The sequence below is a fragment of the Pollutibacter soli genome (genome assembly GCA_029269725.1).
GTDB lineage: Bacteria > Bacteroidota > Bacteroidia > Chitinophagales > Chitinophagaceae > Pollutibacter > Pollutibacter soli.
The window spans coordinates 1-11,820 of record JARJHS010000005.1 but is presented as its reverse complement, the minus strand read 5'-3'; the positions used below and the strand labels follow the sequence as shown (position 1 = coordinate 11,820).

At 40.6% G+C, this 11,820-nt stretch carries 13 protein-coding genes; 4 read left to right on the top strand and 9 right to left on the bottom strand.

Annotation, left to right across the window (positions count from 1 at the left end):
• Position 1: 1 nt before the first annotated feature.
• From P2W82_RS13575 to P2W82_RS13560, 4 genes are all read right to left on the bottom strand, one after another.
• Entirely contained in the window at positions 2–457 is a 456-nt protein-coding gene (locus P2W82_RS13575; RefSeq protein ID WP_336516441.1) for a (2Fe-2S)-binding protein, read from the bottom strand.
• A 246-nt stretch (positions 458–703) separates the two neighbouring features.
• Entirely contained in the window at positions 704–1,150 is a 447-nt protein-coding gene (locus P2W82_RS13570) for a nuclear transport factor 2 family protein (RefSeq protein ID WP_336516440.1), read from the bottom strand.
• A 25-nt stretch (positions 1,151–1,175) separates the two neighbouring features.
• The gene (locus P2W82_RS13565) at positions 1,176–1,658 is read right to left on the bottom strand and encodes a nuclear transport factor 2 family protein (protein WP_336516439.1); all 483 of its coding nucleotides are present in this window, start codon (positions 1,656–1,658) and stop codon (positions 1,176–1,178) included.
• Positions 1,659–1,683: 25 nt separating this feature from the next.
• The gene (locus P2W82_RS13560) at positions 1,684–2,892 is read right to left on the bottom strand and encodes a PQQ-dependent sugar dehydrogenase (RefSeq protein ID WP_336516438.1); all 1,209 of its coding nucleotides are present in this window, start codon (positions 2,890–2,892) and stop codon (positions 1,684–1,686) included.
• Between the two features lie 254 nt (positions 2,893–3,146).
• On the opposite strand from P2W82_RS13560, the gene P2W82_RS13555 reads away from it, so the two are divergent.
• A complete protein-coding gene (locus P2W82_RS13555) occupies positions 3,147–4,145 on the top strand; it encodes a sensor histidine kinase (protein ID WP_336516437.1) in 999 nt (332 codons plus the stop codon).
• Positions 4,142–4,849 carry a LytR/AlgR family response regulator transcription factor gene (locus P2W82_RS13550; RefSeq protein WP_336516436.1) on the top strand — a complete coding sequence of 236 codons (708 nt, stop codon included), beginning with the start codon at positions 4,142–4,144 and terminating at the stop codon, positions 4,847–4,849. The genes P2W82_RS13555 and P2W82_RS13550 overlap by 4 nt, the downstream gene beginning before the upstream one ends.
• Positions 4,850–4,876: 27 nt before the next feature.
• Here the strand turns inward: P2W82_RS13550 and P2W82_RS13545 are convergent, their stop codons facing one another.
• From P2W82_RS13545 to P2W82_RS13525, 5 genes are all read right to left on the bottom strand, one after another.
• Entirely contained in the window at positions 4,877–5,728 is an 852-nt protein-coding gene (locus tag P2W82_RS13545) for an aldo/keto reductase (protein ID WP_336516435.1), read from the bottom strand.
• A 162-nt stretch (positions 5,729–5,890) separates the two neighbouring features.
• Positions 5,891–6,391 carry a cupin domain-containing protein gene (locus P2W82_RS13540; RefSeq protein WP_336516434.1) on the bottom strand — a complete coding sequence of 167 codons (501 nt, stop codon included), beginning with the start codon at positions 6,389–6,391 and terminating at the stop codon, positions 5,891–5,893.
• Entirely contained in the window at positions 6,375–7,436 is a 1,062-nt protein-coding gene (locus tag P2W82_RS13535) for an alpha/beta hydrolase (protein WP_336516433.1), read from the bottom strand. Before P2W82_RS13535 ends, P2W82_RS13540 begins: the two co-directional genes overlap by 17 nt.
• A gap of 24 nt (positions 7,437–7,460) precedes the next feature.
• Positions 7,461–8,195 carry a carboxymuconolactone decarboxylase family protein gene (locus P2W82_RS13530; RefSeq protein WP_336516432.1) on the bottom strand — a complete coding sequence of 245 codons (735 nt, stop codon included), beginning with the start codon at positions 8,193–8,195 and terminating at the stop codon, positions 7,461–7,463.
• A gap of 16 nt (positions 8,196–8,211) precedes the next feature.
• The gene (locus P2W82_RS13525; protein WP_336516431.1) at positions 8,212–9,864 is read right to left on the bottom strand and encodes a carboxylesterase/lipase family protein; all 1,653 of its coding nucleotides are present in this window, start codon (positions 9,862–9,864) and stop codon (positions 8,212–8,214) included.
• 137 nt (positions 9,865–10,001) lie between these two features.
• Here P2W82_RS13525 and P2W82_RS13520 point away from each other — a divergent pair, with 137 nt between their 5' ends.
• Entirely contained in the window at positions 10,002–10,895 is an 894-nt protein-coding gene (locus P2W82_RS13520) for a helix-turn-helix domain-containing protein (RefSeq protein ID WP_336516430.1), read from the top strand.
• Between the two features lie 544 nt (positions 10,896–11,439).
• Positions 11,440–11,820: IS4/Tn5 family transposase DNA-binding protein (locus P2W82_RS13515; protein WP_336516429.1), on the top strand; the 381-nt coding region annotated here is incomplete at its 3' end.

Sequence of the window (11,820 nt, the reverse complement as noted above, 5' to 3'; positions counted from 1 at the left end):
GTTAAGTTCGCGAGACTGATTTAATCGCCTCTTTAATCCGCACATAAGTTCCACATCGACAAATATTACCTTTCATAGCTGTTTCAATTTGTTCTTCACTGGGTTTAGAATTATTCTTTAACAGAGCAGCTGCTGCCATAATTTGACCGTTTTGGCAATAACCACATTGTGCAACATTGTGTTCGATCCACGCTTTTTGAACCGGGTGTTCACCAAGTTCAGATAGACCTTCAATAGTCGTTATAGCCTTACTTCCAATTGAGGATACCGGTAAAATGCAAGAACGCGTGGCAACACCGTTTAGATGAATCGTGCAAGCGCCACATTGTGCAATGCCACATCCGTATTTTGTGCCAGTTAGCTTTAGTTGGTCTCTTAAAACCCAAAGCATAGGAGTCGCACCGTCAACATCGACCTTTTGTTTCGTTCCATTAACATTTAAATTGAATACTGCCATACTCGATAAATTTTCAAGCACTTTGTATTGAAATTCTAAATTGAATTTTAAATAGTGCTTGTGATTGCTGCTTTAAAGAATTTCCTCAAGGATTTTATGTCTATTTCTAATTGCAACATCAGCCAGAATAAAGAGAAAAGGCCGGGATAAAAATCCCAGCCGACGGTCGAACTTTTGATTCAACCGTATGACTAAAGTTGAAAAAACTACCATTTTATATGTTTACAAGTCATCTTCAATTGAATCTTAATGTTCAATCTTATGTGTGTCCCTCACACTGCTGAACGTTAGCGCTAAAAGCTGCCAATTCTTATTTTGTTTTTTATAAACCTCGGTAACTGTAAACTCTGTTACTGCATCATTACCTCTCACATCTGCTGTTAATGTGATCCGACTCCAGACTGTGGCAACGTCGTCAACAATTTCTACAGCAACATCATGAACATCCGCTTTCTTATACCAGATACGACCTGTCTTAATAATATCCATTTCTTCCGGTTTCCTCCAGGTGCCACTCATATGCACGAATTTGGATTTTTCGTGAAAGAGCTTGTCCAGTTTTTCTACATCTTTATCTGCCATCCATTGCCACTTTTGCGCAGATAGATTCTTAATTTCCTGTTCAGTAGTGTTCTGTGCAAATGTTAATTGTGTACTTATTATTACCAGAAAGCCGAAAAGTATTTTTTTCACTTTATAAGTTTTTCAAAGGTTTATGTTATTGTTGCGCAGGTGTGGTACCTGTCTTAACAGGTCGCATCAGTCTCGAAAACGAAAGTGAACCCATTTTCCATTTTCCATTTTCTTTAATAAAAACTTCTGTAACCATAAAAGGATTGACTACTTCATTTCCACCAACGGCAGCGACGAGATCAATATCACTTAAAATAATAGCGGTATTATCAATAAGATTTACAATTGTGCTGTAGACAGTAGCCGTTTTATAATGGATACGTCCGGATTTAATAACATCAATCTCCTGAACTTTACCCCAGCTTCCTCCCATATGGACGAACATGGATTTCTCGTCAAATAACACGCCTAATGAATCGACATTTTTTTCAGACATCCAGTTCCATTTCTTTTTTGAGAGATTGATGATTTCCTGTTCAGCCGCAGTAGGTGCCGGCTTTGGCTGTTGAGCAGAGGCAGTATGCATTCCAAGCACAAATAAAAACATTGCTAACATTGACAATTTCATACGTTGAATATTTATTTCTTCTTATTTATTTTTTCCCAATACGGTATAATTTCCCCTGATCAGTTATCGCATATAATGCGCCATCTATCCCCTGCTTGATATCCCGGAATCGTTGTTTCTCGCCAGATAAAAGTCTTTCTTCTCCAACCACTTTATTATTCTCAATTACAAGGCGGCAGATATGCATTCCACTAAGTGATGAAATGAATAAGTTGTTTTTCCATTCGCTTATGCCGCTACCATCATAAAATGTAATTCCGCTTGGTGAGATCACCGGATCCCAATAATAAACAGGTTGTTCCATCCCTGCTTTCTGTTGAATAGAATCTCCAAACTTTTTTCCGTTATAATCTATCCCATAAGTGATGATCGGCCAGCCATAATTCTTACCAGGTACTATTCGATTTACCTCATCACCACCTCTTGGACCAAATTCCGCTTCCCACAAATCTCCGGTCTGCGGATGAAAAGCAATACCCTGAACATTTCGATGTCCGTAAGAATAAACTTCAGGTCTGGCATTTTCCTTTCCTGCAAAAGGCCCTCCGGGTGCAGGTTTGCCTTCAGTTGTAAGACGAATTATTTTTCCTAATCCGGAATTGATATCCTGTGCCTGGAACCTGCTGTCCGGATCAGCATGTTCGCCTGTAGAAAGAAAGAGAGTTCCATCCTTTGCAAAAAGGACACGACCACCATAATGGTAAGGACCTCTCACAGCGGGGGTTGCGCGATAAATTACGGTTACATCTTCCAGGCTTTTCTCATCTGAGGAAAGCTTTGCCTTTCCGACAGAAGTAATGTTTCCTTCTGCCAACGGTTCGGAGAATGCCCAGTATATTAATTTGTTTTGTTCAAACGCGGGGTCAATACAAATACCCAATAAACCTCCCTGGCTCCGTGGATTTACTTTTGGCACTCCACTGATATGTTCACCCGGCTTCCCGTTTGCTGAAAGTATACGTATGTTACCTTCCTTTTCTGTCACAATAAATCTTCCATCGGGAAGAGGAGCTATTCCCCACGGTGAACGTAAACTGGAATCAAGCAGTTTCACTTCGTAAGTAGATTTTGTAACTACTGCACCTATGCGCGTCTGTCCAACAAATGCGGGTTTATAGGTTGAATTGGGAGTTTTCGTTTCAACAGGCAAGCCAGAAGCCTGTTGCGCGTTTAATCCTAATAAAGGAGTTAAGGACGCCAAACTTCCAATCAAAACAAAAAGCAATTTTCTCATTCCTGTAATACAACTGTTTTAAGCTTCTGAATTATGCTAATTGACGACAAAAAATGACACCGATTGAATCGAATCAATGGTCGTCCTAAATCACTCACCGAAATAACCGATTTCATCTACGATTGAAAAATGGCTAGGTTAAACCAATGGTTACGTCGGCCACATTTGACGAGAAAAAATGGTTATCGGTAGATTGTATTGTGAATTTGGACGATCGATGATAATGGAAAATTTTTTATTGCTTACATTTCGAAATGAAACAGGATGTCTTGTCGCGTGGGACCTTTTACACTCTTAATATACTTTTCTGGTTCTGTTATGGAGCGATTTTATATGCTTCACTGACTACCTGGATTCATTCTTCATACGAAATCTGGAGCGCCGTTATTTCAGATGTCCTTACTTCTTCGGCAATATGCTATATTAACTTCTTTTGGTTTTTACCGAAACTTTACGGGAAAGGCAGATACACCCTGTATCTTGCGGCCTCAATCGCATTGATTGTTGCTATCGTATTTCTAAGGGTCAGCGTCCTGGGAATGACCCATCGATCGGTTGTTTATACCTACTTTATCCGATCAGTTCCCGCTATCGGATTTTATTTAATTACCACCGTCATCTGGTTTTTCAACAACATGATCACTGCGCACAGGAGAGAAATTGAACTTCGTAACAGCCAGCTGAACTCGGAACTTAAGTTTTTAAAACTTCAATTAAGCCCCCATTTTCTATTCAACACATTGAACAATATTTATTCAATGGCTTATTTCAGCGACACCAATACAGCACCCGCTATTTTAAAGTTGTCAGGACTGATGCGCCATATGCTTTATGAAGACCAGGGAAAATTCATTTCTCTATCCAGGGAAATAGCATTTATGGAAAACTTTATTGAGCTCTGGCGATTGAAATTAGATGAAAAACCAAATGTTGTTTTCAGACACTCCGGTGTAAATGAAGGACACCAGATTGCCCATTTAATTTTCCTGGTATTTCTTGAAAATGCTTTCAAGCACGGAAATACAATGAATGGCTCTATATTCATCAGTATTGATGTAAACCAGGAAGACATACTCACCTTTCAACTCAAAAATGATGTGATTGATACTGTTAATACCCTGGAAGAAAAAAGCGGAGTTGGTTTATCCAATGTAAAAAAGAGACTAGAACTGATATATCCTGGTAAGCATAAACTGATTTTACACAACGACTCTAATTCATTTGAGGTAAATTTAACTATAGATCTGAAATGAAATATCGATGCCTGATAGCAGATGACGAAGCGCCGGCACGGAAACTGTTGACGGATTATGTTTCAAAGACTGCAAATCTTGAACTGGCTGCAGTGTGTAACAACGGCGCTGAAGTGGTTCAATTCCTGGAAGAAAATGCGGTTGATATCATGTTGCTGGACATTCGGATGCCTATAAAAACAGGCATAGATGTTCTAAAGAACCTGAATGAAAGACCCATAACAATTCTTGTGTCTGCTTACGAGGAATATGCAATTAAAGGATACGAGCTGGACGTTATCGATTACCTGGTGAAACCAGTATCGTTCGAGCGGTTTAAAAAAGCAATTGATAAGGCTATGGACTTTCTTGCTGTTCAGGTCGCGGCGCATGAAAAAGGCGATAAACCAGATTATTTTTTTATCAAAACTGATACACGAATTGTAAAATTCCTGTTCTCGGATGTGAGTGCCATTGAAGCTCAGAGAGAATATATTAAAATTATTACTCCTTCAAAAAAGGTAATGTCGTTGGTAAGCCTTTCAAGTATTGCCAATGTATTGCCTCCTGATTTCATAAGAATTCATCGATCATTTATAATCAATATGAGGCATATTGATGAAGTGCAATCAAATGAAGTGATCATTGGTAAAGAAATCTATCCGATAAGCCGTAATTACCGGGACACTTTCTTCGCAAAGCTCGGAGATAGAAAACTATTATAAGTGAATGTACCTGTCCATCAATGAAAATTATACGACTAATTTCCTTGTACCTAACCATTCGACCATCGCAGGATCTCTGTGATCAAAAAACAAACTTGTTTTTGTATCGAGTTGTTTGATGGATTCCATATCGTCGTCTTCTATATGAAAATCGAATATGTTGAAGTTCTCTTCCATTCTTTCTTTACGCACCGATTTGGGAATGGCAACTACATTTCTCTGCACCAGCCAGCGTAGAATAATCTGTGCGACGGATCTTTGATATTTCTTAGCCATCGTCAATAATAACTGATTCCCGAATATGTTATTTTTCCCTTCCGCAAAAGGGCCCCAGGATTGAATGTGGATATTATGCTTTTGAAGAAATTCCTGTGTTTCCATCTGTTGTTGAAACGGGTGGGTTTCAATCTGGTTGACTGCAGGTACAACTTCGTTATGAATGATTAGATCAATTAACCTGTCCGGTGTAAAATTACTCACGCCGATTGCCCGCACTTTTCCAGCTTTATACAAATCCTGCATTGCGCGCCATTCACCGAATACGTCCCCATAGGGTTGGTGTATCAGGTAAAGATCCAGGTAATCCAGTTGCAATCTTTTCAGTGAGTTTTCGAAAGCTTTTATTGTACCATTGTAACCATCTGATTGAATCCAGAGTTTGGTTGTAATGAACAAACCCGACCTTGGTATCGAACTATTTTTAATCGCTTTGCCAACTGCAACTTCGTTCAGGTAAGAAGCCGCGGTATCAAACAATCTGTATCCTGTCAACAGTGCATTTGACACGGCGCGTTCACATTCCTCCGCGTCGGGTATCTGAAATACGCCAAATCCGAGGACAGGCATTTCGACTCCGTTATTCAGTTTCACATTTTCCATTTTTTATAATTGTTCTGTAAAGGTCACCAAAGCAATCTTGTTGTACGGTATACACATTACAGTTATTTATACCAAAATCACTGATACTGTTCAAAAATGTAATCTTCGTTAATATAAAGTTGCTTTTCCTTCAAACAGACTTACCACTGTCATATCAATATTTCATTTCAGATACTCTTCATCAGACACAGCATTTAGCCATACCGTTTCACCTTTTTCCCTGCCGGTAATAGCTAACTGAACAAAGAAGGTATCCGGGCTTGCGCCATGCCAGTGTTCTGTATTCGGAGGACATTTTACGGAATCGCCTTTGCGGAGGATTTTCTTTAACTTCCCCTTTTCCTGGTAATAGCCAACGCCATCTGTTACTAATAAAATCTGACCAGCCGGATGCAAATGCCATTTTGTTCTGGCACCGGGTTCAAAAGTTACATTTCCGACTGATGTCTGGTTCAGACTATCAGCGTTGATCAGCATTTGCAGGTATGCGTTCCCGGTAAAATTGTTGTTGGTTATTTTTTCACCTTTTGCGAAAATCAGTTTCTGATGAATAGCATCCACATTTGATTTCTGTTCTTCAGCATCCCGGCAGGAAGAAATGGTAATCATGATCACTACGATAGAAATGATCGCCAGATCTGTCCTGCTATAAATTTTTGCCATAAAAAACTTTTAGTTTTTCAACGAATTGTTTCACATACGCAGGTTTCCAGTAGGTGGTGATATGCGTGGCTCCATCAACAACAAACAGTTCCTTATTTTTTGCATTGACGGCCTTACTGAATGCCTCATCTGTCATATACTTTGTGTCTGCTTTGCTACCGGCCATCATCAGCAAAGGCTGGTCAATTAATTCCATATTGCTCGTGGCATCCCAGGTCATTAAATCAAAAAGACTACTCATCGTATACAGGAAAGTTGAATTTGGATGCGCATGAGTTCTATAATAATACTCATACCCTTCACGGTATAAATCCGTTGGGATTTTTGCGATCTCCTCATCCGTGACACTTGCTACACCGGCATAAATTATTTCGCCGCCTGCAGCCTCCTGCGCCCGGGCATCAGAAGCTTTTTTCAACCGATCCTGAATTGTGTTCAACTGTGAATTCTGAAAACCATTGCGCCTTACTTCTCCTGAATTAAACATGCTCAGGGTTGCCACTGCTTTAAAGCGTTTATCCGATTGAACGGCTTTCAATGTATATCCTCCGCCACCACAAATACCGAGAACGCCTAACCGATTCTCGTCAACACCTGCATACTGAGTAATAAAGTCAGCCATGCCATGAATATCTTCCACCCTGTTGGAAGGTTTATCAGTATGACGTGGTTCTCCACCGCTGGCGCCCTGGTATGCTGCGTCAGCTGCAATAGTTATATAGCCCTGCTCAGCCAGCCGTTGGGCATACAATCCTGCAGTCTGTTCCTTTAAGCCACCATTGGGATGTGCCACAACAACGGCAGGATAACTTTTTGAAGAATCATAATTGGCTGGTGTATATACATTCGCTGCAATATCAATACCGTTCAGCTTATAATTCACCGGATGTATGTTTACCTCTCCCGGTACATTATTGGCGATGGCCCCTTCATATACCAGCGTATATGGATTTGCCTGCGTTTTGCTTTTCCCGGTTTGGGCCTCAGCGATATTAACTGTTGCCATGGACATGGTTAATACCGTCACTATAGATAATTTTTTCATTGTTTCTCTTTTTTTAAACCACTTCTAATTTCTCCGATTAGCGAGCACTTTATCTAAAATCTTTTGCGCTGCATCAGCTTTCTCGCTGCCAGCTGATTCTTTAATAACAGTAATAAATTCCCTGAGCTTTTCAGGGCTTATCCCAGTGTTTAAAGAAATAGACAAATGTGACTGCAACATCGGATCCGCATAGCCAATGCTGCTGATTACAGAAATAGTTACCAATTCTCTTTGAGCGTAGTTCAATACATCTCTTTCAAAAATATCTGAGAACAAATGTTCTTTCAGGAAAGTATCGATTACAGGAGCGAATGCAGAATAACCAGATAATTTGTCCGGTTGTTGCACCCCGGTGAGTGCACCTAAAGTCGCTTTGCCACGTTCGTATTTTGTACCACCTGTTTTTACCGGGGAAGCTTCAGCTCCGGCAACATCTGAAATTCCCTTTGCTTTCCGCTCATCCAATACTTCCATAAAAGTCTGCAGCCCACGGATGCTTCGCGGGAAACCACAATAAGCATATAAGTGAACCAGCACTTCTTTTATTTCATTTATTGTTAAACCCGATGTCAAACCTTCATTAAGCGCAGGTTTTAATCCTTTCAGGTCACCGATTGCCGTGAATGAAGCAATTTTTATAATGCTCCTTTCTTTTGCGCTCAGTTGACCTTTATAATTATTTTCAGATTGAGCCATAGCACCTGATAAACAAATATTATTGGTTAATATCACTAAGCAAATCACTATCCTTTGTTTCATCATCTTTATTTAAAACTTAGTGTAAATTTCCGGATGTCACTGCTTTTTCAATCAGGTCCAGCCTTGCTTTAGTTGGATCAGCTTCGCCCACAGCAGTACCATCTGCTTTAAATTCAAGGATCTCGTTCTTTTTTGGATTTGCCACCGGCCATTTCGGTAGTCCGTTGCCGTTAGGATCGCCGGTTTTTGCAAAATTCGTCCAGTAAGTATTCATCATCTTAGCCACTTCAAAATCTTTCGGTGGCAAAACAGCTCCGTTCCTGCCCCTTAGATTATCAAAAACATAGGCGATCTCAGATGCATGTCCCGCGCCATAACGCATGAATTGTTGTGCTGTAGGAGAAACATAGGAGAAAAGATAGATGAAGGCTTTATCCTTTTTTTCTACTGTTGCATTTGCGATAAAACGAGCAGGTTCCGCCCAAACCTTATCCGTATTCACCAGTGTGAGAATTTTTGCAAATTCGGTATTGGTTGTATCATAAACTGTTGCAGCTTCTGACTTCATTTCACCAAATAAATTGATCAGCTCTGCTTTGTTGCGTGCATTGACAAAACCACCACCGACCTCTGCGCTGTTTGATCCGATGATGACAGGCACCTTGTTCTGCCGACCTGCCTTAAATGCACTCTCTGCAGTTTCAACAACAAGCTTTCCATCCAGGATCGGACCTGAATAAATAGGTAGGTTGTTTGCATTTTCCTGTCCGCCATCAACAATCTTTTCCACCGGCAGCGCACGAAGTTTAGCCAACGCAGCCTCATCAGTACCTTCAATACCGTGCTTGCGTGCAAAGTTTATTCCAATCGTTTCTGCTGAAACAGGATAGTATCGGTCAGCATTTTCTTTTGCAATCGGTCTGCCTGTGAGTACACCATCACGACCACCACCAGACTCGCTGATTGCTTTTTGAAAGAGACCTTTTGCTGATGGAATTGTCATCAATGAAATCACGGAAACACCTCCAGCTGATTCACCGAAAATGGTTACGTTTTTCGGATCACCACCAAATGCTGCAATATTCTGCTGTATCCATTTCAATGCGGCAATCTGATCCATGTACGCGTAGCTGCCTTTGAATTCATCCGGATGTTCACGGCTGAGTGCCGGGAATGCAAAGAAACCAAGCCGGCCTAACCGATAATTGATGCTTACTAAAATGACTCCCTTGTCAGTAAAAGATGATCCCGAAAATTCATTAAACACTCCGCTCCCGAAAACGAAAGCACCACCGTGTATCCAGACCATCACAGGCAATTTCGCTCCTGCTGAAGCATTTGCAGGTTTCCACACATTAAGAAAAAGACAGTCTTCTGATGAAGATCTTGAAATTGAATCTCCGCGACGCGGAAAGCCCATCTGTGCACAATCAGCACCAAATTTAGTTGCATCTCGTTCGCCTTGCCAGGCAACAACCGGCTGCGGTGGCCGCCACCGAAATTCACCAACAGGTGGTGCAGCGAAGGGAATTCCTTTAAAACTGGAAACTGTGCCTTCCGTAACACCACGCAATTTCCCTGAGGAAGTTTGGATAAAAGGGCCTGAACCGTTTTCCTTTTGAGCTGGTAAGTTTAATGAGATCAACAATGCAAGGCAAATTGCAACGTGTTTGGTTGACAATACCTTTTTAGCCGAAATTTTAGTGTAACAAACTATTTGCTTCATCATGCGTAAAGGTCAATTCATCAGCCTGATTGCATGGTATACAGATTACGGATATATCTACCATTATCCCGGATTTAGTATGATGTTCATATCAATGCTGTGTTAATGAAGTAATTTTAGTGAGTCAATAAATTACGATTATGGAAATGAGAAGATTTGAAACCGTTAACGACTACAATGTTTTCAACAATAATGAAACATTACACCCACTGGTAAGTGTAGTGGATTTGTCCAAATCAAGCCCAAGACAGGGATCGCAGATGTATTTTGGTTTCTACACCGTTTTCCTTAAAGATGTGAAATGCGGAGATCTTGTCTATGGTCGCCACACTTACGACTACCAGGAAGGCACATTGGTGTTTCTTGCGCCTGGCCAGGTGGCAGGTATAAAAGGCAACGGTGAATATTACCAGCCCAAAGGATACGCGTTGGTCTTTCATCCTGATTTAATACATGGAACATCACTCGGTAAGCATATTCACGATTATACATTCTTCGGATATCAGTCAAATGAATCATTGCATATTTCAGAACGTGAAAGAAAACTGGTACTGGATTGTTTTTCCAAAATTGAGTATGAGTTGGAACGTGCCATAGACAATCATAGTAAAAAACTGATCGTATCCAACATCGAATTATTCCTTAATTATTGTTCAAGGTTTTATGAAAGGCAATTCATCACCCGCGACAATGCACATAAAGGAATCCTGGAAAGATTTGAAACATTGCTGAATGAATTTTTCTTTAGTGAAAAACCACACCAGATCGGTCTTCCATCAGTGGCTTACTGCGCAACCGAACTAAATTTATCTACAAATTATTTTGGCGACCTGATTAAAAAAGAATCCGGGAAAACCGCCCAGGAATTTATTCAGTCGAAAGTTATTGATATCGCAAAAGAAAAAGTATTTGACCGGAATAAAACCGTTAATGAAATAGCATTCGAATTGGGATTTAAATATCCGCAGCATTTTACACGGCTGTTTAAGCAGCGGGTGGGAATGTCACCATCAGAATATAGAACTACGAATTAATTCTTCACTGGAATATTCAACTTTAGTCATACGGTTCGATTTTATTGAACCGATAGCCGGGATGTCCATCCTGGCTTTACATTTTACTCTCTAAACCTGCCATACAATTTCGAAACAAATTGAGAATATCCTTTGCAATCATAATTCATAGCAAAAAATCAACATTAAAAAACAATTTGGATCAGTAGCGATGCAAGACATTAAATTGAAGCTCATCTCTGCTTGAATACATTTTGCAATAATGAATCTTCAGGTTGATCTAGTTGTCGCTCTAGCTTGTAGTAAACGTCGCGGACAAGAACTCAAGAAATTGCGAAGAAAACATGAAAAAAAACTAGCTTGAATTTGATGCAACTACTGTAGCGCACAACGCCCACGGCCTTGCGCAGTACGGGAATTTCATGTTCCGTCTGCCCGGACCCCGATAGCTATCGGGGCTGAGTAATGTTATATTGCTGAAGTTACACCTGCCTGCCGGCAGCTAAGCCTTACCCAAATTTGAATGGGTAAAAATAATAGATGTTCTTTGACATAAATACTTGCAGTGCATAAGATAACCATGAAGGATTTTCCTCATCTCGATTTCGGTGACATCCGCAGAGATGAACGTTTTGTGACTGTACTGAACAATATTAGTTCACAACCAGGTAGCAGCATACCCAGGCACAATAAGAGCTGGTATGACACTAAGGCAACGTATGAGTTTTTCAAGAATGAAGAAGTAAGCCTGGAGGAGCTGAAGAAAACAATGATGCTCTATGGGGCTCAGCAGCTTTCAGAAACGACAACCGTCCTGGTAGCGCATGATATCAGCAATGCAGAAGGCCCCGGCTATCTCGATAATAAGGAAGGGCGCGGTATATTGTGTTACAGCAGTATAGCCGCAACCACTGATGGAATGCCCCTGTCGTTGCTGTATCAGCAA